Below are 26,993 nucleotides of genomic sequence, written 5' to 3'. Positions count from 1 at the left end.
CGGCGGCCTTCCCGTTCCAGTCCGCTCCGGGTACCGGACGATTTCTCGTCATGTTAACGCGATCGGTTCGAGGGGCGTTCGGTTGTCCACAGGCTGTGCACACCTGTGCGGCGTTCCCGGAACGGCGTACGGAAATGCGGATGCCCCGCCCCAGGGGCGCGCGGGAGGATCCGGGGCATGACCGATACGGCGGAACACGACGATCAGGTGACGGACCAGGACCGGGGCTCAGGGCTGCGGGAGCGGCGGCTGGCCGCCCACCGCGCGGCGCGGCGCGTGTTCGCGCGCTTCGGCTTCCACCGCACCCTCAGGGAGCGCCTGGCGGTGCTGGAGGAGGCGGAGGGCGTCCACGACCTGGACGAGCTGTCCGACGTGTACGGCGACGGTGTCGTCGAGGCGCTGGAGACGAAGGTCGCCGGGCTGCTCGGCACCGAGGCCGCCGTGTTCTTCCCGACGGGCACGATGGCGCAGCAGGTGGCCCTGCGCTGCTGGGCGGGCCGCACCGGGAACCCGACCGTCGCCCTGCACGCGCTGAGCCATCCCGAGGTGCACGAGCGGAACGCGTTCAGCGAGGTGGGCGGGCTGCGCCCGGTGCGGCTGACCGGGGAGCCGCGGATGCCGACCGCCGCCGAGGTGCGCGACTTCGAGGAGCCGTTCGGGGCGCTGATGCTGGAACTGCCCCTCAGGGACGCCGGTTTCGTCCTGCCCACCTGGGAGGAGCTCACCGAGGTCGTCGAGGCGGCGCGGGAACGGGACGCGGTGGTGCACTTCGACGGGGCCCGCCTGTGGGAGTCCACCGTCCACTTCGACCGTCCCCTGGCGGAGATCGCGGGCCTGGCCGACAGCGTCTACGTGTCGTTCTACAAGTCCCTGGAGGCCTTCGGCGGCGCCGCGCTCGCCGGCCCGAAGGAGCTCGTCGAGGAGGCGAGGACCTGGCGGCACCGGTACGGCGGGATGGTCTTCCAGCAGTTCCCCACGGCGCTTTCGGCGCTGGTCGGGCTGGAGCGGCAGCTGCCCCGGCTGCCGGAGTACGTGGCCCACGCGCGCGTGGTGGCCGCCGCCCTGCGCGAGGGGTTCGCGGCGGCCGGGGTGCCGTGGGCACGCGTGCACCCGGAGGTGCCGCACACCCACGACTTCCAGGTGTGGCTGCCGTACGAGCCGGAGGTCCTCGCGGAGGCGGCGGTCCGCACGGCCGAGGAGACCGGGGTGGTCCTGTTCGGAAGCGGCTGGGACCGGGGCGGGCCCGGCCTGGCGCTCACGGAGGTGCACGTGCGGGCCGACGGCCTGGAGTGGACCGCCGAGGACGTGAAGGCGGCGGTGGCGGAGTTCACGGCCCGGCTGCCGGAGCAGGTCAGGTAGGGCGCCGCAGCCACCGGCTCAGGGCGTTTCGGAGCACGTTGCGGCCCGCGCGGGAGCGCCGTTCGTCGCGCCGCTCCCGTACGACCCGCCGCTCGTGCGTGCCCGGCGCGGGCGGCGCGGGCTCGCCGAGGGTCAGGGCGCGGTAGGTGTCGAGGAGGTGCTGCTGCGTGACGCTCATGGTGAATCGCCTCTGCGGGACGGGGTGATGGAGGTCCGAAGGCTCCGCGGCTGCCCCGGTGGATCCACCGTGCGCCCGCGCCGGGGACGGCGTCGCGTCGATTGACGGGGCCCGTCAATCGACGGGGGCGTTGTCGGTGGCCGGGTGCACCATGAGGGCATGAGCGTGCACATCGACATCGCGGGGCTGCGGCCGGAGGAGGCCGCCGTCGTGCCCTCGCCCCTGGCCGAGCTGGGCATGGCGCTGCACGCGCTGTCCGAACCGGCGCACCACCCGGGTCTGCAGGGCTGGGTGACGGGCGTGACGGCCCGGCTCGACCCGCATCTGGCCGACCGGATGTGCGAGGCGGACTTCCTGTGGCGGACGACGTTCTCGGACCTGTTCCTGCCCTGGGCGGGCCTGCCGGACCGGCGCGCGTTCCCGGGCGCCACCCTCGCCGAGGAGCTGGACCAGCTCGACAAGCTGTCCGACGAGCAGTTCGTGGACGCGGCGCTGGAGTTCACCTGTGCCACCGGCTACGGCGAGCACGGGCCGACGGCGCTGTCCGACCCGGACACGCGCCGCCGGGCGCTGGACCTGGCCGCCGCGCGGGGGCCGCGGCAACTGCACTTCGGGCAGCGGCTGCTGGCCGACCCGCCCCGGATCCGGGCGTGGCTGCGGCAGTTCCTCCGGGACTGCGACGAGGCGTTCTTCGCGGAGGCCTGGGCCCGGCTGCGCCACCAGCTCGCGGCGGACGCCCGGCACAAGACGGACCTGCTGCGGCGCAAGGGCCTGGCGGAGGCGCTGGCCGCGGTGTCCCCGGCGATCACCCTCGACGAAGCCGCCGGCCGGATCACGGTGGACAAGCTGGGCGACGGCCGTACGGCCACGGGCGACGGCGGCCTCCTACTCGTCCCCACCAGCCTGGGATGGCCGCATCTGATGGTCCTGCACCGGTACGGCTGGCAGCCGGTGCTGCACTACCCGGTCGGCTCCCCGGAGCTCGCCGCACCGCAGACCCTGGAGCAGCTGGCCATGCGGATGACCGCGCTGTCCCACCCGGTCCGGATGCGCATGTGCCGCCATCTGGCCCGCAGCGCGCACACCACCAGCGAGCTGGCGCAGGTGCACGGCATGACGGCCCCGGAGATATCCCGGCATCTGGCCGTGCTGAAGAAGGCGGGCCTGATCACCACCCGCCGCCGCGGGCGCTACGTCCTGCACCAGCTGGACGTGACGGTGGTGGCCCGGCTCGGCAGCGAGTTCCTGGAAGGCATCCTCAGGTAGCCGGGGGGGGGAAGCCGGTCCGCGGGTCAGCCGTGTCCGCCGGCCCGCACCAGCCCCGTCTCGTAGGCCAGCACCACGACCTGCACCCGGTCCCTGAGCCCGAGCTTGGTCAGGATGCGGCCCACATGGGTCTTCACGGTCGCCTCCGACAGCACCAGCCGCGCCGCGATCTCGCCGTTGGACAGGCCCTGCGCGACCAGCACCATGACCTCGCGCTCGCGCTCGGTGAGCCGCTCCAGCTCCTTGTGCTGGGGCTGCTTGGTGCCCGGCAGCATCGGCGCGAAGCGGTCCAGCAGCCGCCGGGTGGTGGAGGGCGCCACGACCGCGTCACCGCTGTGCACGGCCCTGATCGCGGCCAGGAGATCGGCGGGCGGCACGTCCTTCAGCATGAAGCCGGAGGCGCCCGCCTTCAGCCCGGAGAAGGCGTACTCGTCGAGGTCGAAGGTCGTCAGGATGAGCACCTTCGGCGGGTCGGTGTCGGCGCAGATCCGGCGGGTCGTCTCCACCCCGTCGAGCTTGGGCATGCGGACGTCCATCAGCACCACGTCGACCTCGGTCGTCCGCAGCTCCTGGAGGGCCTCGACGCCGTCGCCCGCCTCCGCCACGACCTCCATGTCCGGCTGGGCGGCGAGCACCATCCGGAACCCGGTGCGCAGCAGCACCTGGTCGTCGACGAGCATCACGCGGATCGTCATCGGGCCTCTTCCATGGGGGTCGTTACAGGTGTCAGCAGGGGGTGTGCGCCGGTGTGTCAGTGCGCGGGTTTGAGCGGCAGCAGGGCACTGATGCGGAATCCTCCGCCCGGTCGCGGGCCGGCGTCCAGGGTGCCGCCGACCATACCGACCCGCTCGCGCATGCCGATCAGGCCGTGGCCCTGGCCGTCGAACCCGCCCTCCTCGTACAGCTCGTGCGGAGCGCCCTTGCCGTCGTCCTCGACGAGCAGTCCGAGTCCGTCGTCGAAGTAGACCAGCCGCACGCTCGCGCCCGCGTTGGCCCCGCCGTGCTTGCGGGTGTTGGTGAGCGCCTCCTGCACGATGCGGTAGGCGGTGAGTTCGACGCCGCTGGGCAGCGGGCGGGGCGTGCCCTCGACCTTGAAGTCGACGGGCAGTCCGGAGGTGCGGCACTGCTCGACGAGGTCCTCGATCTGCTGCACATCGGGCTGTGGCACGTACTCGCCGGCCTCCTGGTGCTCGCCGGTGCGCAGCACGCCGAGCAGGCGGCGCATCTCGGCGAGGGCCTGGCGGCCGGTGGAGGAGATGGTCTCCAGGGCCTTCTTCGCCTGGTCGGGCGCGGCGTCGAGGACGTAGGCGGCGCCGTCGGCCTGGACCACCATCACCGACACATTGTGCGCGACGACGTCGTGCAACTCGCGTGCGATCCGGGCGCGTTCGGCGGCGACGGCGACCTTGGACTGCGCTTCGCGCTCCTTCTCCAGGCGGGCGGCGCGCTCCTCCAGCTGTGCGAAGTAGGCGCGGCGGGTTCGGATGGAGTCGCCGAGCACCCAGGCGAGGGCGAACGGGACGGTCTGCAGGATCGCCAGGGCGATGTCGCCGGCCGCCCCCGTCTGCTCGTTCGACCAGCGCAGCTGCGCCAGAGGGGCCGCGCACAGGCCGGCGACCAGCGCGAAGCGAGAGGCCCAGCGGGCGCCTTCCGCGGCGACGGTGTAGACGATCGCCAGCATGGCGAAGTCGGCGGGCAGGATCGCGACGTCGGTGACCAGCTGCGCCACGCCGACCGCCGCAGCGAGCAGCAGCATCTTCTCCGGCATGCGGCGGCGCAGCGCGACCACGAGGCTCAGCAGCAGTGTGATCGGAACGACCACGGCCCAGGGGCCGACCTGCTCGCCCGCCGCCCCGCCCACTACCGAAATCCCGAGGAGGACCACGGCCCAGAAGCCGTCGACCCACATCGGGTGCCTGCGGAGGAAGTCATAGAGGCGCTGCACGTAACCCAGCGTAGGGAAGCGGGATAGGTGCAGGGGTCAACCGGAGGGCCGATCCCTACCCGGCGCGCATACTCCGCAAGGTGGAGTTGCGTACGTTGCGTGCGCATAGCCTGGGCCCGTGACAGCGGGAACCGGGGACCAGTGGCGCGGGTGGCGTGCGGCGGCGCAGGACGCCCTGTACGCGCCGGGGGGCTTCTACCGGCGCGCGGAGGGGCCGGCCGGACACTTCCGGACGTCCGTGCACGCCTCGCCCCTGTTCGCCCAGGCTGTGGCGCGGCTGCTGTGCCGCGTCGACGAGGCGCTGGGGCGGCCCGCGGTGCTGGACTTCGTCGACATGGCGGCCGGGCGGGGCGAGCTGGCCGGCGGGGTGCTCGCCGCTCTGCCCGCGGACGTGGCGGCCCGCACGCGCGTGTGCGCCGTCGAGATCGCCGAGCGGCCCGCGGGGCTCGATCACCGGATCGAGTGGCTGGCCGAGCCGCCGCGGGGGACGACCGGGCTGCTGTTCGCCAACGAGTGGCTGGACAACGTGCCCGTGGAGGTCGCGGAGGTGGACGCCGGGGGTGTCGCGCGGCTGGTGCTGGTCCGGGAGGACGGGACCGAGCGGCTCGGCGAGCCGGTGGACGGGGAGCCGGCGCGGTGGCTGGAGCGGTGGTGGCCGCTGCCGGGCGAGGAGGGGCTGCGGGCCGAGATCGGCCTGCCCCGGGACGAGGCCTGGGCCGGGGCGGTCGCGACGCTCCGGCGGGGTCTCGCCGTCGCCGTGGACTATGCGCACACGGCGGGCACCCGGCCGCCGTTCGGAACGCTCACCGGGTTCCGGGAAGGCCGCGAGACCACACCCGTCCCGGACGGCTCCTGCGACCTCACGGCCCATGTCGCCCTGGACGCGTGCGCGCTGCCCGGCGGACGCGTGCTCCCCCAGCGCGAGGCGCTGCGCACCCTGGGCGTGACCGGCGCACGCCCCCCACTCACCCTGGCCTCCACCGACCCCGCCGCATACGTGCGCGCCCTCGCGAGCGCCGGAGAGGCCGCCGAGCTCACCGCGGCGGGCGGGCTGGGCGACTTCGGCTGGCTGGTGCAGCCCGTCGGCGTCGAGGACCCCGTCTAGGCGCTGGTCGAAGACCCTCTCCAGGCGCTACTTGTCGATGTCCCCGACCACGAAGAACATCGACCCCAGGATCGCCACCATGTCGGCGACCAGCGTCCCCGGCAGCAGCTCCGTCAGTACCTGGATATTGTTGTACGACGCCGAGCGCAGCTTCAGCCGGTACGGGGTCTTCTCGCCCTTGCTGACCAGGTAGTAGCCGTTGATGCCGAGGGGGTTCTCGGTCCACGCGTACGTGTGGCCCTCGGGCGCCTTCAGGACCTTCGGGAGCCGCTGGTTGACCGGCCCGGGCGGCAGCTCGGCGAGCCGGTCCAGGCAGGCGTCGGCCAGGTCGAGCGCGTTGTGCGTCTGCTCCAGGAGGCACTCGAAGCGGGCCAGGCAGTCGCCCTCCTGCCGGGTGACCACCTTCAGGACGTCGGCCAGTTCGCCGTAGGCGAGGTACGGCTCGTCCCGGCGCAGGTCGAAGTCGACGCCCGAGGCCCGCCCGATCGGCCCGCTCACCCCGTAGGCGTGCACGGCCTCGGCGGTGAGGGTGCCCACGCCCCGGGTGCGGCCCCGGAAGATCTCGTTGCCGAGCACCAGGTCGTCGAAGCGGTCCATCCGGGAGCGCACGTCGGCGACGGAGGCACGCGCGCGCGTGGTCCACCCGGCCGGCAGGTCCTCCTTGAGGCCGCCCACCCGGTTGAACATGTAGTGCATCCGCCCGCCGGAGATCTCCTCCATGACGTGCTGGAGCTCCTCGCGTTCCCGGAAGGCGTAGAAGATCGGGGTGATCCCGCCGAGCTCCAGCGGGTACGAGCCGAGGAACATGAGGTGGTTGAGCACCCGGTTCAGCTCGGCGAGCAGCGTGCGCAGCCAGACCGCGCGCTCGGGGACCTCCATGCCGAGCATCCGCTCCACGGCGAGGACCACGCCCAGCTCGTTGGAGAACGCCGACAGCCAGTCGTGGCGGTTGGCGAGCATGATGATCTGGCGGTAGTCGCGCGCCTCGAACAGCTTCTCCGCGCCGCGGTGCATGTAGCCGATCACCGGCTCCGCGTGCCTGATGCGCTCGCCGTCCAGGACGAGCTTCAGCCGCAGCACGCCATGGGTGGACGGGTGCTGCGGCCCGATGTTGAGCACCATGTCGGTGCTCTCCGCGGCGCCGCCGATTCCGACCATGGTCTCCGTCGTAGGAGTCATGGACACAGTCTCCCCTACGTACGCTGGCCCCATGGAGACGGGGAGTCCGCAGGACACGGGGCCGGACGGGCCGCAGGGCACGATCGAGGCCGTCGGGAACGAGCCGGTGTGGATCGCGCTGCCGCCCGGCCTGCTGAAGATGCGCCGGTTGCTGCTGGTGGTGTGGCTCGGGCTGATCGCCCTGGCCGCCGGGCTGCTGCCGGGGCTGCTGGCCGGTCCGGCCTGGGCCGCCTTCGCGCTGCCGCCGCTGGCGCTGATGGTCTGGGGCTGGGTGATGATCGAGCGCAACTGGCGTTCCTGGCGGTACGCCGAGCGGGCCGACGACCTGCTGATCAGCCGGGGTGTGCTGTGGCGCGAGGAGACGGTCGTGCCGTACGGGCGGATGCAGCTGGTCGAGGTCACCTCCGGGCCCGTGGAGCGGCACTTCGGGCTGGCCAGCGTGCAGCTGCACACGGCCGCGGCGGCGACCGACGCGACGATCCCGGGCCTGGACCCGGCCGAGGCGGAACGGCTGCGCGACCGGCTCACCGAGCTGGGCGAAGCCCGGTCGGCGGGGCTGTGACGGCGCCCGGGGCCGCCGAGGGCTCCGAGGCATCCGAGACCGCCGCCGAGGTGACCGAGGCCGTCGCCCAGGTGACCGAGGCCGTCGCCGAGGTCACCGAGCGGCGGCTGCACCCCGTCACCCCGCTGCGTCGCGCCTGGGCACCGGTCGCCGTGCTCATCGGCTGGGCCGTGCACGACCCCGACGGGGCGCAGCGCCATCTGGCCCGGCTGACGACGACCACGCTGCTGATCGGCCTCGCCGTGCTCGTCCCGGCCGCCGCCCTCTACGGCTTCTGCTCCTGGTGGTTCACGCACTTCGCGGTGACCGAGAGCGAACTGCGCATCCGTACCGGGCTCGTCTTCCGGCGCACCGCGCACATCCGGCTGGAGCGGATCCAGGCCATCGACATCACCCAGCCGCTGCTGGCCCGGGTCGCGGGCGTCTCCAAGCTGAAACTCGACGTCATAGGCACCGACAAGAAGGACGAGCTGGCCTTCCTCGGCGCGGACGAGGCCCGGACGCTGCGGGCCGAACTGCTCGCCCGGGCGGCCGGTTTCGCACCCGAGACCGCGCACGAGGTCGGCGAGGCCCCGTCCCGGCAGCTGCTGCGGGTACCGCCCCGGGTGCTCGCCCTGTCGCTGGTGCTGACGGGCGCGACCTGGATGTCGCTGGCCGCGGCGCTCGTCGTGCCGCCGGTGCTGTGGCTGCTCACCCACAGCCTGTGGACGGTCCTCGCGGTCGCCCTGCCGCTGCTGGGCGCGGCGGGCGCGAGCAGCGTCGGGCGGTTCGTCGCCGAGTACGACTGGACGGTGGGCGAGTCACCAGACGGGCTGCGCATCGACCACGGCCTGCTGGACCGGGCCCACGAGACGGTGCCGCCCGGACGCGTCCAGACCGTACGGCTCGTGGAGCCGCTGCTGTGGCGGCGGCGCGGGTGGGTGCGTGTCGAGCTGGACGTGGCCGGCTCGTCCAACTCCGTGCTGGTGCCGGTCGCTCCGCGCGAGATCGCCGAGGACGTCGTCGCGCGCGTGCTGCCCGGGGTGAGCGTGCCGGAGGCCGCGGCCCTGTCACCGGCGCCGCGCAGGGCCCGCTGGTGCGTGCCGCTGTGGTGGCGCGGCTACGGACTGGCCGTCACGGACGCGGTGTTCGCGGCCCGGTCCGGGCTGCTGCGGCGGAGTCTGGCGCTGGTACCGCACGCCAAGGTGCAGAGCGTGCGGATGACGCAGGGACCGTGGGAGCGGGCCCGGGGCGTCGCCGACGTGTGTGTGGACACGGGCGCGAACAAGACGGTGCGGGCCCGGCTGCGGGACGCGGCCGAGGCGCGCGAGCTGCTGGCGGCGCAGGCGGAGCGGTCCCGGACGGGGCGCAGGGACGCACGGCCGGACCGCTGGATGGCGTGACCGCCGACGCACGGAGGGCCCCCGGCCGTAGCCGGGGGCCCTCCGTCGTGAACAGCTTCCGAACGCGCCTCAGGACACCGCGCTGCGCAGCCCCTGTACGTCGATCTGCTCCGTCTCGTCGTGCGCCGTCAGGTCGATGACCTGACCGATACCGCGCGATTCCTCGTCGACCGGCTTGTAGCGGGCCTCGGTCTCGGCCTTGTGCAGGGCGAGCGCCTCCTGGCCGACGACGTCGGCGAGGTCCTCGTTCTGCACGGCCTCCAGGGCCGCCCGGGACGTGCCGGCCTTCGTGCCGAAGAAGTCGAACCCGCCCCCGGCCGACGGACGCCGCACCGGCGCCTGCGGCGGGACGGCGACGGCGGTGGGCACGGTGTAGTGGCCGGAGGGCCGGCCTCCGGGCTGCTCCGGCCGGGCCGTCTCCTCGGGCCGCGCGGCCTCCGCACGTTGCCCGGTGCCGCCGGGCCGCACGGACGTCTCGGTGGCCGACGCCGACGCCTCGGCAGCCGGCTCGGGGGTGTCGACGGCCGGCTCGGGGGTGTCGACGGCCGGCTCAGGGGTCTCGGCGGCCTGCGCGGAACGCTCGCCGTCCGTCTCGGCCGTCGCCCGCTCGTGCCCGTCGGCCGCCTCGGAACGCTCCTGCGCCTCGGCCTCGTCCTCCCGCGCCTGCTCCCGCGGCTCCGTCTGCTCCGGCCTCGGCTCCTGTGCGGGTTCCGCTTCCTCGCCCTTCGGGACGCCGTCGCCGTCGCCGCCACCGTCCGGGTCCGGCACCGGGACCGTCTCGCCGTCGAACCGTGCGAGCGCGGCAGCGGCCCGCCGGTACAGCCGGGACCCCTCGGGCGAGAACACGGCGGGGACCTCGGGACCCTCCTCGACGGCGAGATCGGCGGCCGCCTCGTCCGGCTCCGGCGCGGCGTCCGCCGCGTCCGACGTACCCGCCGGAAGCGCGGCCCGCACCGGAGCCGTCGCCTCTATCTCGAGCACCCGGCGCTCCTCCAGGACGGTCGCGCGCTCGGTCTCCGCCGTGGCGTACCGACGCAGCAGCGCGGCGTGCTCGTTGCGCAGCCCGGCCAGTTCCGTGCGCTTGGCGCGCAGCCGCTGTTCCAGCTTCCCGCGCAGCTCGCGCGACTCCTCGAGGTCGGCCTCCAGTTCGGCGACCCGCTCCTCGAAGCGCCACTCGTCGCTCGCACGCGCGCGCGTGAGGTCGGCGACGCGCTTGCCCGCCTGGGCATCCCAGCGGCGCAGCACGAACGCGCCGATGACCGCCGTCGCCGCGGCGGCCGCGGCCAGGCCGCGGAGCACCATCGGCTCCGTGAACACCCAGGGCCCCAGGGCGCAGACGAGGGAGACGCCTGCGATCGCCGACGGGGGCAGCATCCTGTGCAGGGGCGGGGAATGACGGTGACGTCCACGTGGCATGGCCAGAAACTTACCGCGCGTAGGCGAATCTTGGTGACCCACCCCGCAAAAACAAAGCCACACCGAAACGTTCACACGGCATCAGAACTCGGGAAGAAGCGGAATCGGCCGCTCATCCAATTCCCAAGATCATTTTCAACGTCCGTCCAGCCGCCCGCTCATCCACTCCAGCGCCGCCGGAATCTCACGCCGCCAGGTGTTGAAGTTGTGGCCGCCGCTTTCGAGGATGATCGACGAGATCCGCGTCCGCCCGTTGGCCTCCACCCCCTCGATGAACCTCAGCGTCTCCTTGTAGTTGCCCTCTCCCTGCTTGCTGCTGCTGACCAGCAGGGACGTATCGGGAGCGGGCATGTGCGCGACGTACCACCGCAGGTCGGCGCGATTGCGCAGCGCCTTGTCGCCCTGGAAGAGATCGCCCGTCGTCGCGTCGATCGGCGCCTTGTAGTACGCGGACAAGCCCGCCCCCGCCGCGTACACATCGGGATGGTGCAGGGCGATCTTCAACGCGCAGTAGCCACCCGTGGAGTTGCCGATGATGCCGAGGCCGCCCGGCTTTTCGGCCACCCTGTAGTGCGTGCGCAACGCGTCGGGGAGATCCTTCGCGAAGAACGACTCGGTCTGCGGCCCTCCCGGTATGTCGACGCACTCCGTGTCCCGGGGCGGCGCCACCGTCGGCCGCAGCATCACCAGGATCATCGGCTTCGCCCGGCCCGCCCGCGCCAGCTCCAGAGCCGTACGCGGATAACGCAGCTTCTCCACCAGCGCCGACGCCGTACCCGGATAGCCGGTCAGCACGACGGCGGTCGGGAACCGGTGGGTGCGGTACCGCGGCTGGAAGTACTCCGGCGGCAGATAGACGTACGCGGGCGTGGCGATACGGGTCGTGCGGCCCACGATGTCGACCTGCTGAACCCGCCCGCCGGCCTGCGGCAGCGCACCGCCCGCCCCCGGCACCCGGCGCGAACCCACCACCTCCAGCGGGCCGCCGCCCGGCGTGTGGTCGACGACCACCCCCTGGTCCTTCTCCTGCCCGAACAGATCGGCCCAGCTCGCGTAGAACCCGAAGGCCTGGTTGGCCGCGAGGCCCACCGCGGCGAACAGCGCCAGCTGCGTGCCCAGCAGCAGACCGACCCGCCCGCCCACGGCCCGCCAACTGCGCCGGGCCAGCCGTGGCCAGACCCAGACGGTGCCGGCGAACAGCAGCACGGCGGACAGCACCGCCAGGACCAGCATCTTGTTGCTCGTCAGACCCATACGTCGGTTACCTGCTCGCGCTCTCCGCCCGGGCCCTCGCGCTCACACCTTCGCAAGGGCTTGTCCCGGACTTTCCTCGGCCTTTGAAACGGCTTTGACGTGGGGAGTGAACCTCTTCCCCCAAGACACCGTCCTAGAGGGCGCAATGTCGCCGGATGCCCGAATCGGCACCGGATCCAAGGTCTCTCGCAGAACTACGGGATGCGATGTCTGTCAGGACAGATGAGGAAATGTCGGGCGAGGTTCCGAGTCGCAGCAGCGGCACGGCCCGTCCGGGCCGGATGCGCCGGATACTGCGCGGGCCACGCCCCGAAGCCGTCCCCGTCCTCGTCGGCAGAGCCTGCGCCCTGGTGGGCGTCCTGGACATCGCCGCGGGCGTCTTCCCCCGCTTCCGGCACAGCAGGATGCACGCCATCGCCGAGGTCCTGCCCGGCGCGCTCGGCCCGTTCGCGGCCGCCCTGTCCCTCAGCACCGGCGTGCTGCTGCTGCTCCTCGCCCACGGCCTCAAGCGCGGCAAGCGCCGGGCCTGGCGAGCAGCGGTGGCGCTCCTGCCCGCCGGCGCCGTCGCGCAGTTCACCTACCGGCACTCGCTCGCCGGCACACTGATCTCCCTGGCCCTGCTCGCACCCCTGCTGCGCCACCGCGACCAGTTCAACGCCCTGCCCGACCCGCGCAGCCGCTGGCGGGCCCTCGCCAACTTCGTCCTCATGAGCGCCGGTTCACTCCTGCTCGGCCTGCTCATCGTCAGCGTCCACGGCGAGCACATCATCGGCGACCCCAGCCTCGCCGACCGCATCACCCACGTCATCTACGGCCTCTTCGGCTTCGAAGGCCCCGTCGACTACCAGGGCGACACCTCCTGGACCGTCGCCTTCTCCCTCGGCGCCCTCGGCCTGCTCACCGCCGTCACCACCATCTACCTGGCCTTCCGCCCCGAGCACCCGGCCGCACAGCTCACCGAGGAGGACGAGGCCCAACTGCGCACCCTGCTGGACAAGCACGGACGCCGCGACTCCCTCGGCCACTTCGCCCTGCGCCGCGACAAGGCCGTCGTCTTCTCCCCCAGCGGCAAGGCGGCCGTGACCTACCGCGTCGTCTCCGGCGTGATGCTCGCCAGCGGCGACCCGATCGGCGACGTCGAGGCCTGGCCCGGCGCCATCGAACGCTTCATGGACGAGGCCAAGGCCCACTCCTGGACCCCCGCCGTCATGGGCTGCTCCGAGACCGGCGGCGAGGTGTGGACCCGCGAGACCGGACTCGACGCCCTCGAACTGGGCGACGAGGCGGTGGTGGACGTCGCGGATTTCTCCCTCGCCGGCCGCGCGATGCGCAACGTGCGCCAGATGGTCAAGCGCATCGAGCGCGCCGGTTACGAAACCCGGGTACGCCGTGTCCGTGACCTCGGCGAAGCCGAACTGGAGCGCATCCGCCAGGCCGCCGACGACTGGCGCGGCACCGACACCGAACGCGGCTTCTCCATGGCCCTGGGCCGCGTCGGCGACCCCGCCGACGGCGACTGCCTCATCGCCACCGCCCACAAACAGGACGAGCACCCCGGCCCCTACGGCGACCTCAAGGCGATCCTGCACTTCGTGCCCTGGGGCACCAACGCCGTCTCCCTGGACCTGATGCGCCGCGACCGCTCGGCCGACCCCGGCATGAACGAACTGCTCATCGTGGCCTCCCTCCAGGCCGCCCCCAAACTGGGCATCGCACGCGTCTCCCTCAACTTCGCCATGTTCCGCGCCGCCCTCGCCCGCGGCGAGAAGATCGGCGCCGGACCCGTGCTGCGCGCCTGGCGCGGACTGCTCGTCTTCCTCTCCCGCTGGTTCCAGATCGAGTCCCTCTACAAGTTCAACGCCAAGTTCCAGCCACGCTGGGAGCCCCGCTTCGTCGTCTACCGCGCCTCCGCCGACCTGCCCCGCATCGGCTTCGCCGCCATGCAGGCCGAGGGCTTCGTCACCCTCGCCCTGCCCCTGCCGCGCTTCCTGCGCCGCCGGCGCCTGGCCACCCCCCGCCCCTGCGCCCACGCCACCACCGCCGAACGGGACGTCCGGGCGGCATGACCCCGCCTCCCGCAGGGCCGTCGCCCGGGCCGCAGCGCCTGACGGCCCCCGCCGGGGCCTACGCTGAACATATGAGCAACCAGAGCGGACGCGGGCGCGTGGCGGGCCTACCGGAATGGGACCGCTGCGCGGTCATGGGAGTCGTGAACGTCACCCCCGACTCCTTCTCCGACGGCGGCCGCTTCTTCGACACCACCGCCGCCGTCAAACGCGGCCTCGACCTGGTCACCGAAGGCGCCGACCTGGTCGACGTGGGCGGCGAATCCACCCGCCCCGGTGCCACCCGCGTCGACGAGGACGAGGAACTGCGCCGCGTCGTCCCCGTCGTCCGCGGCCTGGCGTCCGAAGGCGTCACCGTCTCCGTCGACACCATGCGCGCCTCCGTCGCCGAACGGGCCCTCGCGGCCGGGGCCGCCCTCGTCAACGACGTCAGCGGCGGCCTCGCCGACCCCCGCATGATCCCGGCCGTCGCCGACGCCGGCGCCCCCTTCGTCGTCATGCACTGGCGCGGCTTCCTCCAGGGCGGCAACGTCCGGGGCGAGTACACCGACGTCGTCACCGAAGTCGTCGACGAGCTGCACGCGCGCGTGGAAGCCGTCCTGGCCGGAGGCATCGCCCCCGAGCACGTCGTCGTCGACCCCGGCCTCGGCTTCTCCAAGGACGCCGGACACGACCTCGCCCTCCTCGCCGGCCTCGACCGGGTCCTCACCCTCGGCCACCCGCTGCTCGTCGCCGCCAGCCGCAAACGCTTCCTCGGCCGCGTCCTCGCCGGCCCCGACGGCCCCCCACCCCCCGCACGCGAACGCGACGCCGCCACCGCCGCCGTCTCCGCACTCGCCGCACACGCCGGCGCCTGGGCGGTCCGCGTCCACGAGGTACGCGCCACCGCCGACGCCGTCCGGGTCGCCCGCGCCATCGCGGGGGCGCGCAGCACGAGCACCGGCGCAGAAGGAGCCCGGTGAGCGCCCCGCACACCGACGTCGAGCAGGTCGAGGCCGCCAACACCGCCTTCTACGAGGCACTGGAACAGGGCGACTTCGAGGAACTGGCGTCGCTCTGGCTGACCCCCGCCGACCTGGGCGTCGACGAGTCGTACCACGACCCGGCCGACACCGGCGTGGTCTCCTGCGTCCACCCCGGCTGGCCCGCCCTCACCGGCCGCGGCGAAGTCCTCCGGTCGTACGCGCTGATCATGGCGAACACCGACTACATCCAGTTCTTCCTCACCGACGTGCACGTCTCCGTCACCGGCGACACCGCCCTGGTCAACTGCACCGAGAACATCCTCAGCGGCGGCCCCGCCCCCGAAGGAGCCGGCGAGGAGCTCGGCCCGCTCGTCGGGCAGCTCGTGGTCGCCACCAACGTGTTCCGGCGCACGCCCCAGGGGTGGAAACTCTGGTCGCACCACGCTTCCCCCGTCCTGGCGGAAACCGACGAGGACGAACAGGACGACACCCCCGCCTGAGTGGGTAGGCGGCAGGAAGTGGTTGGAATCACGGACGCCCGGGTAGGGGCGGCTACCAACCTGTGCACCGACGGATTCCCCAGGGGAAACGCTGGATGAATCCTGCCGGGCCCGGCCACAGCCCCCACCCCGTGGCCCGGCCCCGTCCGTGCGCGCAGGTAGATTCGACCGAGGCCGGTGTGCCGACCGCACACGGCACCGACCGGCCCTGACCGACGATTGCAGGAGTGATTCGCGTGGATCGTGTCGCGCTGCGCGGCCTGAAGGCCCGCGGGCACCACGGCGTGTTCCCCAGGGAACGCGAAGAGGGCCAGACCTTCATCGTGGACCTCGTCCTCGGCCTCGACACCCGACCGGCCGCGGCCGACGACGACCTGGCGAAGACCGTGCACTACGGCATCGTGGCGGAGGAGGTCGTGGCCGTCGTCCAGGGCGAGCCCGTCGACCTCATCGAGACGCTCGCCGAGCGCATCGCCCAGGTCTGTCTGAAGCACGAGGGAGTACAGGAGGTCGAGGTCTGCGTCCACAAACCGGACGCCCCGATCACCGTCCCCTTCGACGACGTGACCGTCACCATCACCCGGAGCCGAGCATGACCGCGCCCTTCATCCAGGGTCCCAGCGACCCGACCGTACAGCCGGTACCCGCCTCCGTCGTCGAGAAGGTCGACGCCGCCGACACGACCCTGTCCAATCCCAAATGGGCCGTGGTCGCCCTCGGCTCCAACCTCGGCAACCGCCTGGAGACCCTCCAGGGGGCCGTCGACGCCCTCGGCGACACGCCCGGCCTGCGCATCAAGGGCGTCTCCCCCGTCTACGAGACCGAGCCCTGGGGCGTCGACCCCGGCAGCCAGCCCGCCTACTTCAACGCCGTCGTGGTCCTCAAGACCACCCTCCCGCCGTCCTCGCTCCTGGAGCGCGCCCACGCGGTCGAGGAGGCCTTCCACCGCGTCCGGGACGAACACTGGGGCCCCCGCACCCTCGACGTCGACATCGTCTCCTACGCCGACGTCGTCTCCGACGACCCGCAGCTCACCCTCCCCCACCCCCGCGCCCACGAGCGCGCCTTCGTCCTGGCCCCCTGGCACGACCTCGACCCCGAGGCGCAGCTGCCCGGCCGCGGACCCGTCTCCGGCCTCCTGGACACCGTCACCCGCGACGGTGTGGCGCCGCGCCAGGACCTGGAACTCCGGCTGCCCGAGTAGCCGTTAAGGTCAAGACGGCCGCGAACCGGGCCGGAAGCCGGGGGAACCGAAGGGACACCGTGAGAGAGCTGCGTATCAGGGTGCTGGCCGCCGTCTTCGTCGTGGCCGGCATCCTGTCCTGGGCGGGCGCCCGCCTGTGGAACTCGGTCGGAACACTCCCGAGCGTCCCCCTGGCCGCCCCCATCGTCCTCGCCGTGATCGCCGTGGTCCTGCTGGCCACGGCACTCTCGATCCGCGCCCGCCTCAAGGCCCAGCGCGAGCGCCGCCCCGAGGCCAAGGGCGTCGACCCCCTCATGGCGGCCCGCGCGGTCGTCTTCGGCCACGCCAGCGCCCTGGTCGCCGCCCTGGTCGCCGGCATGTACGGCGGCACCGGCGTCTTCCTCCTGGAATCCCTCGACATCCCCGCCCGCCGCGACCAGGCCATCTACGCCGGCCTCTCCGTCCTCGCGGGCATCGGCGTCATAGCGGCAGCGATCTTCCTGGAACGCGTCTGCAAACTCCCCGAGGACGACGAGAACGACGGCACGGGGGTTGCTCCGACGGTCTGACGCAGGGCTCCAGCGAGGGTTCGGCGGGCCTCAGCGGGCCATGATGAGGCTCATCGCCTCGTTCCGCGTCGCCATGTCCCGCAGCTGCCCCCGCACGGCCGACGTCAGCGTCTTGGCGCCCGGCTTGCGGATCCCGCGCATCGACATGCACATGTGCTCGCACTCGACGACCACGATGACTCCGCGCGGCTCCAGGATCTCCATCAGGGAGTCCGCGATCTGCGTGGTGAGTCGTTCCTGCACCTGCGGGCGGCGGGCGTAGACGTCCACGAGCCGGGCCAGCTTGGACAGCCCGGTGATCTTGCCGCTGGTGGCCGGGATGTACCCGACGTGCGCGACGCCCCGGAACGGTACGAGATGGTGCTCACAGGTCGAGTACACCTCGATGTCCTTCACCAGGACCATCTCGTCGTGCCCGATGTCGAACGTCGTCGTCAGCACGTCCTCGGGCTGCTGCCACAGACCCGCGAATATCTCCTTGTACGCCCGCGCCACCCGCGCCGGCGTCTCCCGGAGGCCCTCGCGGTCCGGGTCCTCTCCGACCGCGATCAGGAGTTCGCGTACGGCGTTCTCGGCGCGCTTCTCGTCGAACTCGCCGATATGGCCGGCGCCGTCCAGCGTCACGGGGTCGGTCATCTGATGCCTCGTTCCTGTGTCCTTCACGGGGCGGCCTGCGGAAATGGCGAAAAGCCGCGCCCCCCAGGCTAAAACCTGGGGGGCGCGGCATCCATTCCGGGGCGGTGGGCCGCCGGGAGAGCTCGGTCAGCTCTCGGGGCGGTCCTCCGGGGTCCGCTCGGGCGCCGGGGCGGGCTCCGCCGCGGTGCTCTTCGCGGTGGAGATGGCCGGCGTCGCGCCGTTCGCACCGTTCGTCAGGGCCAGCTCCTTGGGGGAGAGGACCGGAGGACGGGTGGAGGGCGTGCGGCGGGAGGAGCCGGTCCAGGCGGGCCTGGGCGGGCGCTTGACGATGGGGGCGAAGATCTCGGCGATCTGCTCCTTGCCCAGCGTCTCCTTCTCCAGCAGCTGCAGCACGAGGTTGTCGAGGACGTCGCGGTTCTCGACCAGGATCTCCCAGGCCTCGTTGTGCGCGGTCTCGATGAGCTTCTTGACCTCTTCGTCCACGAGCGCGGCGACCTCTTCCGAGTAGTCGCGCTGGTGAGACATCTCACGGCCGAGGAAGGGCTCGGTGTTGTCGCCACCGAACTTGATCGCGCCGAGACGCTCGGTCATGCCGTACTGCGTGACCATCGCGCGGGCCAGGCCCGTGGCCTTCTCGATGTCGTTGGCGGCACCCGTGGTCGGGTCATGGAAGACGAGCTCCTCGGCCGCGCGGCCGCCCAGCATGTAGGCCAGCTGGTCCAGCATCTCGTTGCGCGTGGTGGAGTACTTGTCCTCGTCCGGCAGCACCATCGTGTAGCCGAGGGCGCGGCCTCTCGACAGGATCGTGATCTTGTGGACGGGGTCGGAGTTCGGCGAAGCCGCCGCGACCAGGGCGTGTCCGCCCTCGTGGTACGCGGTGATCTTCTTCTCCTTGTCCGACATGATCCGGGTCCGCTTCTGCGGGCCCGCGACCACACGGTCGATCGCCTCGTCCAGCATGTGGTTGTCGATCAGCTTCTGGTCGCTGCGGGCCGTCAGCAGGGCGGCCTCGTTCAGGACGTTGGCCAGATCGGCACCCGTCATGCCGGGCGTACGGCGGGCCATGGCCGACAGGTCGACGTCCGGCGCGACCGGCTTGCCCTTCTGGTGGACCTTGAGGATCTCCAGGCGGCCCTGCATGTCCGGGCGGTCGACGGCGATCTGCCGGTCGAAACGGCCGGGGCGCAGCAGCGCCGGGTCGAGGATGTCGGGTCGGTTCGTCGCGGCGATGAGGATCACGCCGCCCTTGACGTCGAAGCCGTCCATCTCGACGAGGAGCTGGTTCAGGGTCTGCTCGCGCTCGTCGTGACCGCCGCCGAGGCCGGCGCCGCGGTGGCGGCCGACCGCGTCGATCTCGTCGACGAAGACGATCGCCGGGGCGTTCGCCTTGGCCTGCTCGAACAGGTCACGGACTCGGGAGGCACCGACACCGACGAACATCTCGACGAAGTCGGAACCGGAGATCGAGTAGAAGGGGACGCCCGCCTCGCCCGCGACGGCGCGCGCGAGCAGGGTCTTGCCGGTGCCGGGAGGCCCGTAGAGCAGGACGCCCTTGGGGATCTTGGCGCCGACGGCCTGGAACTTGGCCGGCTCCTGGAGGAACTCCTTGATCTCGTGGAGTTCCTCGACGGCCTCGTCGGATCCGGCGACGTCGGAGAAGGTGGTCTTGGGGGTGTCCTTGGTGATGAGCTTCGCCTTGGACTTCCCGAAGTTCATGACCCGGGAGCCGCCGCCCTGCATCTGATTCATCAGGAACAGGAACACGACCACGATCAGCACGAAGGGCAGCAGGGAGAGCAGGATGCCGACGAACGGGTTCTGCTTGGACGGCGAAACGGTGTAGCCGTCCGGGATCTGCTTGTCCTGGTACTTGTTCTGCAGCGTGTTGGCGATGTCGACGCCCTGGTCGCCGATGTAGCTCGCCTGGATCTTCGAGCTGCCCTCGACCTTCACACCGTCTTTGAGCGTGGCCTTGATGGTCTGCTCGTCACCGGTGGTCAGCTTGGCCGACTCGACCTTGTTCTGGTTGATCGCCTGGACGACCTGGCCGGTGTCCACCGTCTTGTAGCCGCCGGACGAGCCGACGACCTGCATCAACACGACCACGGCAAGGACGGCCAGCACGATCCACATGACCGGCCCACGGAAGTATCGCTTCACGTCCATCCATACGGAGCGGTGCCGCCCCGTCCCTCCTGCCATAGTGAGTTTGATAAAGACTGTTCTTCGGACGGTACCCCAGCATTGTCACCTGAAGCCGCGTGGGACGGCTGGCGATCCGCCTACGCCTGCTCCAACGGCGGGAAGCCCGCTGGGGTTCCCGATCACCGTGACGGCACTGCGGCCGGGGTTTCAGCCGCCGTACACGTGGGGCGCGAGCGTACCGACGAACGGGAGGTTGCGGTACTTCTCGGCGTAGTCGAGGCCGTAGCCCACGACGAATTCGTTGGGGATGTCGAAGCCGACCCATTCCACGTCGATGGCGACCTTCGCGGCCTCGGGCTTGCGCAGCAGCGTGCACACCTTGAGGGAGGCGGGCTCGCGCGAGCCGAGGTTGGAGAGCAGCCAGGACAGGGTCAGGCCGGAGTCGATGATGTCTTCGACGATCAGGACGTGCTTGCCCTTGATGTCGGTGTCGAGGTCCTTGAGGATCCGCACCACACCGGAGGACTGGGTGCCCGCCCCGTACGAGGATACGGCCATCCAGTCCATGGTGACGGGGGTGGACAGCGCCCTGGCGAGGTCGGCCATGACCATCACCGCGCCCTTGAGGACTCCGACGATGAGAAGGTCCTTGCCCGCGTACTCCGCGTCGATCTTCGCTGCCAGCTCGGCCAGCTTGGCGTCGATCTCTTCCTTGGTGATGAGCACCTTCTCGAGGTCGGCACCCATGTCTTTCGCGTCCACCCGCATCACTTTCGGTCGTCCCACCGGCCGATCGGCCCCTCCGCCAGGCTGTGGGGAGGGGTCGTGGTTCAGCCTTGCCGAATCACCAGTCTGCCACCCTGCCGCTGGGCCACGACTTTGCCGGGGAGGTTGATGGCTCCCTGACCGCGCCAGCCGGTGATCAGCCGGTCGACTTCCTCGATGTGGCGGGCGAAGAGTGAGCCGGCGGGTGCGCCGGCCGCGATGGCGGCCCGGCGCAGGATGCGGCGGCGTACGGCGGGCGGCAGGGCGTAGAGCTTGGCGCACTCGAGGAGTCCGGTGGCGTCGCGGACGGTGGCCTCGGCCTGGCCGGCCCAGGAGTCGAGGGCGTCGGCGTCGTCGCGGGAGAGCTGGGCCGTACGGGCGAGGGCTTCGACGACGCCTTTGCCGAGGGCCTTCTCCAGGGCGGGCAGGCCTTCGTGGCGCAGCCGGGAGCGGGTGTAGGCCGGGTCGGCGTTGTGGGGGTCGTCCCAGACGGGCAGGGACTGGACCATGCAGGCTTTGCGGGCGGTCTGCCGGTCGAGTTCCAGGAAGGGGCGCCGGTAGCGGCCGCCGGCCCCCGAGACCGCGGCCATGCCGGACAGGGAGCGGATGCCGGAGCCGCGGGCGAGGCCGAGGAGGACGGTTTCGGCCTGGTCGTCGCGGGTGTGGCCGAGCAGGACGGCGGCGGCGCCGTGGCGTTCGGCGGCGGTGTCGAGTGCGGCGTAGCGGGCGTCGCGGGCGGCGGCTTCGGGTCCGCCGGTGCGGCCGACGGTGACGGCGACGGAGTCGACGGGGTCGAGGCCGAGTTCGCGCAGGCGCTGGACGACTTCCGCGGCGCGGGCGTCGGAGCCGGTCTGGAGGCCGTGGTCGACGGTGACGCCGCCGGCTCTGATGCCGAGTTTGGGGGATTCGAAGGCCAGGGCGGAGGCGAGGGCCATGGAGTCGGCGCCGCCGGAGCATGCCACGAGCACGAGCGGCGGGGGTGGCAGCTCGTGCGGGAGGGCGTGCGGGACCGCGGCGGGGGCGCGGTGGTGTTCGGTGAGGAGGTCGTGGAGGACGCGGCGGACCGCCAGGCGTATCGCCGCGACCGCAGGATGGGGACCCATGTCCGGTTCCCTTCATGAAGTTTTCGGGGGGTGAGCCCGCGTGTCGGTCACGCAGAGTGTGTAGATGGTGACAGAACCGGGCCGTTCCCCGAGCATTGCACGCCTACCCCTGCCTCACGGTCCCTCGGACGGGTGATTGGAGGGGCGTTCGCCTGCCGCCGGCCGTTTTCCTTTCACGACCTTCCCGCGTTGTTCACTACTCGGCCCTGCGGTGCACCCGCGCGACCCAGTCCGCCGGTTTGGCGATCTCCGACTTGGTGGGGAGGGTGTTGGGCGAGGTCCACACGCGGTTGAAGCCGTCCATGCCGACCTCGTTGACGACGGCCTTCACGAAGCGTTCGCCGTCCCGGTACTGGCGGAGTTTGGCGTCCAGGCCGAGGAGTTTGCGCAGGGCCAGGTCGAGGCGGGAGGCGCCCTTGGCACGGCGTTGCTGGAACTTCTCGCGGATCTCGCCGACGGAGGGCACGACGGACGGGCCGACGCCGTCCATCACGAAGTCGGCGTGGCCTTCCAGCAGGGACATGACGGCCGTGAGGCGGCCGAGGATCTCGCGCTGGGCGGGGGTCTGGACGATCTCGACGAGGGAGCGGCCGCCGTCGTCCTCCTCGGCCTCGGGGCGGCCTCCGGCGAGGGTCTGGGCGGCTTCCCGGACCCGCTCGAGGACGGTCATGGGGTCGACGTCGGTCTCCTGGAGGAACGACTGGATTTCACCCTCAAGGTGGTCCCGCAGCCAGGGCACGGCGGTGAACTGGGTGCGGTGCGTCTCCTCGTGCAGGCAGACCCAGAGCCTGAAGTCGTGTGGGTCGACGTCGAGTTCGCGCTCGACGTGGACGATGTTCGGGGCGACGAGCAGGAGCCGGCCGCCGCCGTTGCCGCCGCTGGGGAGTTCGCGGGTGGCGGGGGCGAAGGTCTCGTACTGGCCAAGGACGCGGGAGGACAGGAAGGAGAGCAGCATGCCCAGTTCGACGCCGGTGACCTTGCCGCCGACGGCGCTCATGACCGAGCCGCCCGGGGTGTCGCCGCGCCGTTCCTGCATCTTGTCGAGAAGGGGCCGGAGGATTTCCCGGAACCCGGCGACGTTCGCCCGGATCCAGCCCGGGCGGTCGACGACCAGGACGGGGGTGTCGTGGCCCTCCTCGGTGCCCAGACGGGTGAATCCGCGGACGTGTTCCTCCGAGGCCTTGGCATGCCGGCGCAGCTCCGCGACGACGGCGCGGGCCTCGTCGCGACTGACCTCGGGGCCCGGCCGTACGAGCCGGGTCGCGGTCGCGACCGCGAGGTTCCAGTCGACCATGCCGGTTGAAGCACCACCGATGCTCGTCATGCGTCAACCGTACGTGAGCGCTCGCCGCTGGGGCAGGGCGGCGAGGGCCGGGGGGCCGGCTCCGGCCGGAGCGGGCGGGTGGAGGGGTCCGTCACCGGCAGCCGCACGCCGCCAGGGCGGTGGCGATCCGGTCCAGGGCCTTCTGGGTCGTGGCGGGGAGGATCCCGTCGGTGCCGTTGGCCATGAACGCGAAGGCCAGCAGGCGGCCGTCCTCGTCGACGAGGGTGCCCGCGAGGGTGTGGACGCCGGAGAGGGTGCCGGTCTTGGCGCGGACGACGCCGGATGCTCCGTCCGTGTAACGGGTGGTCAGGGTGCCGGTGAAGCCGGCGACGGGGAGGCCGGTGAGGGCCGGGCGGAGTTCGGGGTGGGAGGGGTCGGCGGCCTTGGCGAGCAGGGCGGTGAGGAGGTCGGGGGTGAGCCGGTCGGCGCGGTTGAGGCCGCTGCCGTCCTTGAAGGCGGCGCCCTTGACGGGGAGGCCGAGCCCCCGCAGCTGGGAGCCGATGGCCTTGCCGGCGCCGGCGAAGTCGGCGCGGTCGCCGGTGGCGATCGCCGTCCGGCGGGCGAGGGCTTCGGCGATGTCGTTGTCGCTGTTGGTCAGCATGCGCTCGACGAGGGCGGAGAGCGGGGGCGAGGAGACCGTCGCGAGGGTCTTGGCGCGGGTGGTGGCCTTGGAGGGGCCGGGGGCGGTGGTCTTGATGCCGTGGGACTTCAGGAAGTCGCCGAAGCGGCGGGCGGCGTCCGCCGCCGGGTCGGGCACGCGTTCGACGGGGCCGCTCGTGGAGTCGTCGGTGCGGCCCTCGTCGGCCATCAGGGGGGTGACGCGGGCGAGGTTGCCGTCGACCCCGATCGGGTGCATCTCGTCGCCCGCGTAGAGGGTCGTGTCGTAGGAGAGGGTGACCTCGCGGACGCCCCGGTCGGCGAGGGCGGCGGCCGTGCCGGCGGCCAGGGTGCGCAGGCTCGCGGAGCCCTCGGCCTTCTCGCGGGCCGTGAGGGTGGGGTCACCGCCGCCGACCAGGACGACTTCCTTGGTGTCGGGTTCGAGGGCGGCGCGGGTGGTGAGGCGGTGGTCGGTGCCCATGGCGGACAGTGCGGCGACGGCCGTGGCGACCTTCGTGGTGGAGGCGGGGGTGAGTCCGGTGCCGGAGCCGGAGCCGTACAGGCGCCTGCCGGTGGTCACGTCGATGACGGCCGCGGCGGGCCGGGAGCCGAGGGCCGGGTCCTTCAGCAGGGGGTCGAGGGCGCCCGCGAGGGCCTTGCTCTCCGGGGCGGACTTCACGGTGCTGACGCCGCCGAGGCCGGTCAGCACGGGTCCGGCGCTGGGGGCGGGCCGGGGCCGGCCGGGTGCGCCGGGGACGCTGCCGTGATCTGTGCCACCCGCGCGGCCCAGGGCCACTGCCCGGTCCCGCTCGGCCGTACGCTGACCGGAGGAGTCCCAGGGACCGGCGGCGGTCACCACACCGGCGGCGAGTGCGAGTCCGGCGGTGGCGGCACCCGCGGTGTACTGCCAGGTCTTCGGCAGCGCGACCCGCGCGACCTGCGGTTTCCCGGCTCGTGCGAGCCGCGCGACCTGTGGTTTCGTGGCCGCTGCGACCCGGGCCAGGCGTGGTCGTACGGCATCCGCGAGGCGCACCACGTGCGCTTTCGCGGCCCGCCAAGGCCTCAGCTCTGGCACGACCACCAGCCCCTTTCGCGATCACACACCTGCGTGAGGGACACTTAACCACCAGAACTATGTGTTGATCATGGAGGAGCCACCGGTGGAGTTCGACGTCACGATCGAGATTCCGAAGGGTTCGCGCAACAAGTACGAGGTGGACCACGAGACCGGTCGTATCCGCCTGGACCGGCGACTCTTCACCTCGACCGCCTACCCGACCGACTACGGCTTCGTCGAGAACACCCTCGGCGAGGACGGCGACCCGCTGGACGCGCTGGTCATCCTCGACGAGCCGACGTTCCCGGGCTGTCTGATCCGCTGCCGCGCGATCGGCATGTTCCGCATGACGGACGAGGCGGGCGGCGACGACAAGCTGCTGTGCGTGCCGTCGACGGACCCGCGTGTGGAGCACCTGCGGGACATCCACCACGTGTCGGAGTTCGACCGCCTGGAGATCCAGCACTTCTTCGAGGTGTACAAGGACCTGGAGCCCGGCAAGTCGGTCGAGGGTGCGGACTGGGTGGGCCGTACCGAGGCCGAGGCCGAGATCGAGCGGTCCTACAAGCGGTTCAAGGACCAGGGCGGTCACTGACCTCCTCTGTTGTTGCTGACGGGCCGCACGCCTGCGTGTGCGGCCCGTTCGTCCGTCTGTGCGCATACTGAGGCTGTGGGGGGTACGAGGCTGACGTGTCGTACAGGGAGCGCCAGGCAGTGACGGACGCGGAGGACCGCAAGCCGAGGTCGGACGAGGCGAGGAGTGCGTTCCTGCCTCCGGCCGGGAGCGGCGTCGACGGGGACATGTCGACGACGTCGGAGTTCGCGATCCCCGACGGGCTGGCTCTGCACAAAGCGGCCGGCGCGGAGTCCGAGACGACGTCCGAGTTCGCCGTGCCGCAGGGGCTGGACGTCCATGCGGCGCCCGCGGTGGAGCAGGAGGGGTCGGCGTTCACCCCGCCGAGCACCTACAGCTCGAAGCACGCCCCGACGGCCTTCACGCCGCCGAGCGGGATCCCCGTGGTCAGCCTGACCAAGGACGTGCCCTGGCAGGACCGGATGCGCACGATGCTGCGCATGCCGGTGGCGGAGCGGCCGGCGCCGGAGGCGATCCAGCGCGGCGGCGACGAGAGCGGGCCGGCGGTGCCGCGCGTGCTCGACCTGACGCTGCGTATCGGCGAGTTGCTGCTGGCGGGCGGTGAGGGCGCCGAGGACGTGGAGGCGGCGATGTTCGCCGTCTGCCGGTCGTACGGTCTTGACCGCTGCGAGCCCAACGTCACCTTCACGCTGCTGGCGATCTCGTACCAGCCGTCCCTGGTCGACGACCCGGTCACGGCGTCGCGGACCGTGCGCCGCCGGGGCACCGACTACACGCGGCTGGCGGCCGTGTACCAGCTGGTGGACGACCTCAGCGACCACGAGACGGCCGTCTCCCTGGAGGAGGCCTACCGGCGGCTGGCGGAGATCCGCCGTAACCGGCACCCCTACCCCGGCTGGGCGCTGACCGGTGCGAGCGGGCTGCTGGCCGGTGCCGCCTCCGTGCTCGTGGGCGGCGACCTGGTCGTGTTCGTCGCCGCGGCGCTGGGCGCGATGCTCGGTGACCGGCTGGCGTGGCTGTGCGCGGGGCGTGGGCTGCCGGAGTTCTACCAGTTCACCGTGGCAGCGACGCCGCCGGCCGCGATCGGGATCGCGCTGACGCTGGCCCACGTCGACGTGAAGGCGTCGGCGGTGATCACCGGTGGGCTGTTCGCGCTGCTGCCCGGGCGGGCGCTGGTAGCGGGTGTGCAGGACGGTCTGACCGGCTTCTACATCACCGCGTCCGCGCGTCTGCTGGAGGTCATGTACTTCTTCGTCGGCATCGTCGCGGGCGTGCTGCTGGTGCTGTACTTCGGCGTGCAGCTGGGCGCACGGCTCAACCCCGACCAGGCGCTCGGTGCCTCCGACGACCCGGTGATGATGATCGGGGCGTCGATGCTGCTGTCACTGGCGTTCGCGGTGCTGCTCCAGCAGGAACGATCCACCGTGATGTGGGTGACCCTGAACGGCGGTGTCGCGTGGGTCGTCTACGGCGCGATGCACTACGTGGGGGACATCTCGCCGGTGGCGTCCACGGCGGCGGCTGCGGGGCTGGTGGGGCTGTTCGGGCAGTTGCTGTCCCGGTATCAGTTCGCCTCCGCCCTGCCCTACACGACGGCGGCGATCGGGCCGCTTCTGCCGGGTTCCGCGACGTACTTCGGACTGCTGGCGATCGCCCAGAACGAGGTGGACGAGGGGCTGGTGTCGCTGTCGAAGGCGGTGGCGCTCGCCATGGCCATCGCCATCGGGGTGAACCTCGGGTCGGAGATCTCCCGGATGTTCCTGCGCATCGGGTCCGCGGAAAAGCGGCGGGCCGCCAAGCGCACCAGGGGTTTCTAGCGCCGGGTGCCTACGGCGTGGGGGC

25 protein-coding genes are annotated in these 26,993 nt (G+C 72.1%); 13 read left to right on the top strand and 12 right to left on the bottom strand.

Annotated elements, in window-relative coordinates; all coding sequences use genetic code 11:
* Window positions 1–177 precede the first annotated feature (177 nt).
* On the top strand, window positions 178–1,359 hold the full coding sequence (locus IE153_RS33950) for a threonine aldolase family protein (RefSeq protein WP_189593555.1): 1,182 nt from the start codon (window positions 178–180) through the stop codon (window positions 1,357–1,359).
* Here the strand turns inward: IE153_RS33950 and IE153_RS33945 are convergent.
* On the bottom strand, window positions 1,352–1,537 hold the full coding sequence (locus IE153_RS33945) for a hypothetical protein (protein ID WP_189593554.1): 186 nt from the start codon (window positions 1,535–1,537) through the stop codon (window positions 1,352–1,354). The two genes, IE153_RS33950 and IE153_RS33945, sit on opposite strands and share 8 nt — an antisense overlap.
* A gap of 159 nt (window positions 1,538–1,696) precedes the next feature.
* On the opposite strand from IE153_RS33945, the gene IE153_RS33940 reads away from it, so the two are divergent.
* A complete protein-coding gene (locus IE153_RS33940) occupies window positions 1,697–2,803 on the top strand; it encodes a DUF5937 family protein (protein WP_189593553.1) in 1,107 nt (368 codons plus the stop codon).
* A 26-nt stretch (window positions 2,804–2,829) separates the two neighbouring features.
* Here the strand turns inward: IE153_RS33940 and IE153_RS33935 are convergent, their stop codons facing one another.
* Both IE153_RS33935 and IE153_RS33930 read right to left on the bottom strand, forming a co-directional pair.
* On the bottom strand, window positions 2,830–3,498 hold the full coding sequence (locus tag IE153_RS33935) for a response regulator (protein ID WP_097218660.1): 669 nt from the start codon (window positions 3,496–3,498) through the stop codon (window positions 2,830–2,832).
* Window positions 3,499–3,554: 56 nt separating this feature from the next.
* On the bottom strand, window positions 3,555–4,748 hold the full coding sequence (locus tag IE153_RS33930; protein WP_189593552.1) for a sensor histidine kinase: 1,194 nt from the start codon (window positions 4,746–4,748) through the stop codon (window positions 3,555–3,557).
* A gap of 118 nt (window positions 4,749–4,866) precedes the next feature.
* Between IE153_RS33930 and IE153_RS33925 the strand changes: the two genes are divergently transcribed.
* Window positions 4,867–5,853 carry an SAM-dependent methyltransferase gene (locus IE153_RS33925; RefSeq protein WP_229829302.1) on the top strand — a complete coding sequence of 329 codons (987 nt, stop codon included), beginning with the start codon at window positions 4,867–4,869 and terminating at the stop codon, window positions 5,851–5,853.
* Window positions 5,854–5,880: 27 nt separating this feature from the next.
* Here IE153_RS33925 and IE153_RS33920 read toward each other — a convergent pair whose 3' ends face one another.
* Complete coding sequence (locus IE153_RS33920) at window positions 5,881–7,032, bottom strand: NADH-quinone oxidoreductase subunit D (RefSeq protein ID WP_189593551.1); 1,152 nt, start codon at window positions 7,030–7,032, stop codon at window positions 5,881–5,883.
* A gap of 31 nt (window positions 7,033–7,063) precedes the next feature.
* Here IE153_RS33920 and IE153_RS33915 point away from each other — a divergent pair, with 31 nt between their 5' ends.
* On the top strand, window positions 7,064–7,594 hold the full coding sequence (locus tag IE153_RS33915) for a PH domain-containing protein (RefSeq protein ID WP_189593550.1): 531 nt from the start codon (window positions 7,064–7,066) through the stop codon (window positions 7,592–7,594).
* 50 nt (window positions 7,595–7,644) lie between these two features.
* On the top strand, window positions 7,645–8,976 hold the full coding sequence (locus tag IE153_RS33910) for a PH domain-containing protein (protein ID WP_189593595.1): 1,332 nt from the start codon (window positions 7,645–7,647) through the stop codon (window positions 8,974–8,976).
* Window positions 8,977–9,045: 69 nt separating this feature from the next.
* Here IE153_RS33910 and IE153_RS33905 read toward each other — a convergent pair whose 3' ends face one another.
* Together IE153_RS33905 and IE153_RS33900 are read right to left on the bottom strand one after the other, a co-directional pair.
* Entirely contained in the window at window positions 9,046–10,392 is a 1,347-nt protein-coding gene (locus tag IE153_RS33905; protein WP_189593549.1) for a hypothetical protein, read from the bottom strand.
* A gap of 135 nt (window positions 10,393–10,527) precedes the next feature.
* Window positions 10,528–11,646 (bottom strand): alpha/beta hydrolase, encoded by a 1,119-nt coding sequence (locus IE153_RS33900; protein ID WP_189593548.1) that lies wholly within the window; start codon window positions 11,644–11,646, stop codon window positions 10,528–10,530.
* A gap of 230 nt (window positions 11,647–11,876) precedes the next feature.
* Here IE153_RS33900 and IE153_RS33895 point away from each other — a divergent pair, with 230 nt between their 5' ends.
* The 6 genes from IE153_RS33895 to IE153_RS33870 all read left to right on the top strand — a co-directional run bounded on the left by IE153_RS33895 (window position 11,877) and on the right by IE153_RS33870 (window position 16,929).
* Window positions 11,877–13,712 carry a phosphatidylglycerol lysyltransferase domain-containing protein gene (locus IE153_RS33895; RefSeq protein WP_189593547.1) on the top strand — a complete coding sequence of 612 codons (1,836 nt, stop codon included), beginning with the start codon at window positions 11,877–11,879 and terminating at the stop codon, window positions 13,710–13,712.
* Window positions 13,713–13,783: 71 nt separating this feature from the next.
* Window positions 13,784–14,674, top strand: a complete 891-nt coding sequence (folP, locus tag IE153_RS33890; protein WP_189593546.1) for a dihydropteroate synthase — start codon at window positions 13,784–13,786, stop codon at window positions 14,672–14,674.
* A complete protein-coding gene (locus IE153_RS33885) occupies window positions 14,671–15,177 on the top strand; it encodes a nuclear transport factor 2 family protein (protein ID WP_189593545.1) in 507 nt (168 codons plus the stop codon). Before folP ends, IE153_RS33885 begins: the two co-directional genes overlap by 4 nt.
* Window positions 15,178–15,413: 236 nt before the next feature.
* Window positions 15,414–15,773, top strand: coding sequence for a dihydroneopterin aldolase (gene folB / locus IE153_RS33880; protein ID WP_031106702.1), 360 nt, complete (start codon window positions 15,414–15,416; stop codon window positions 15,771–15,773).
* Window positions 15,770–16,381, top strand: coding sequence for a 2-amino-4-hydroxy-6-hydroxymethyldihydropteridine diphosphokinase (folK, locus tag IE153_RS33875; RefSeq protein WP_189593544.1), 612 nt, complete (start codon window positions 15,770–15,772; stop codon window positions 16,379–16,381). Before folB ends, folK begins: the two co-directional genes overlap by 4 nt.
* 59 nt (window positions 16,382–16,440) lie before the next feature.
* Window positions 16,441–16,929: a DUF3180 domain-containing protein gene (locus IE153_RS33870; protein ID WP_097218629.1), complete on the top strand. Its 489-nt coding sequence runs from the start codon at window positions 16,441–16,443 to the stop codon at window positions 16,927–16,929.
* 30 nt (window positions 16,930–16,959) lie between these two features.
* On the opposite strand, the gene folE is transcribed toward IE153_RS33870, so the two are convergent.
* From folE to dacB, 6 genes are all read right to left on the bottom strand, one after another.
* Complete coding sequence (gene folE, locus IE153_RS33865; protein WP_031106706.1) at window positions 16,960–17,565, bottom strand: GTP cyclohydrolase I FolE; 606 nt, start codon at window positions 17,563–17,565, stop codon at window positions 16,960–16,962.
* A 126-nt stretch (window positions 17,566–17,691) separates the two neighbouring features.
* On the bottom strand, window positions 17,692–19,731 hold the full coding sequence (ftsH, locus tag IE153_RS33860; protein ID WP_189593543.1) for an ATP-dependent zinc metalloprotease FtsH: 2,040 nt from the start codon (window positions 19,729–19,731) through the stop codon (window positions 17,692–17,694).
* 186 nt (window positions 19,732–19,917) lie between these two features.
* Window positions 19,918–20,457 carry a hypoxanthine phosphoribosyltransferase gene (gene hpt, locus IE153_RS33855; protein ID WP_229829301.1) on the bottom strand — a complete coding sequence of 180 codons (540 nt, stop codon included), beginning with the start codon at window positions 20,455–20,457 and terminating at the stop codon, window positions 19,918–19,920.
* Window positions 20,458–20,540: 83 nt separating this feature from the next.
* Entirely contained in the window at window positions 20,541–21,578 is a 1,038-nt protein-coding gene (gene tilS / locus IE153_RS33850; RefSeq protein WP_189593542.1) for a tRNA lysidine(34) synthetase TilS, read from the bottom strand.
* Between the two features lie 196 nt (window positions 21,579–21,774).
* Window positions 21,775–22,902, bottom strand: a complete 1,128-nt coding sequence (locus IE153_RS33845) for a zinc-dependent metalloprotease (RefSeq protein ID WP_189593541.1) — start codon at window positions 22,900–22,902, stop codon at window positions 21,775–21,777.
* A gap of 91 nt (window positions 22,903–22,993) precedes the next feature.
* Entirely contained in the window at window positions 22,994–24,580 is a 1,587-nt protein-coding gene (gene dacB / locus IE153_RS33840) for a D-alanyl-D-alanine carboxypeptidase/D-alanyl-D-alanine endopeptidase (protein ID WP_189593540.1), read from the bottom strand.
* Window positions 24,581–24,659: 79 nt separating this feature from the next.
* On the opposite strand from dacB, the gene IE153_RS33835 reads away from it, so the two are divergent.
* Complete coding sequence (locus IE153_RS33835; RefSeq protein WP_003975424.1) at window positions 24,660–25,151, top strand: inorganic diphosphatase; 492 nt, start codon at window positions 24,660–24,662, stop codon at window positions 25,149–25,151.
* A 119-nt stretch (window positions 25,152–25,270) separates the two neighbouring features.
* Window positions 25,271–26,968, top strand: a complete 1,698-nt coding sequence (locus tag IE153_RS33830; protein WP_189593539.1) for a threonine/serine exporter family protein — start codon at window positions 25,271–25,273, stop codon at window positions 26,966–26,968.
* Window positions 26,969–26,993 lie beyond the last annotated feature (25 nt).

This window comes from Streptomyces massasporeus, assembly GCF_014648995.1.
Taxonomy (GTDB): domain Bacteria; phylum Actinomycetota; class Actinomycetes; order Streptomycetales; family Streptomycetaceae; genus Streptomyces; species Streptomyces massasporeus.
The sequence above is the reverse complement of the archived record's forward strand: the minus strand, read 5'-3'. Positions and strand labels throughout refer to the sequence as shown.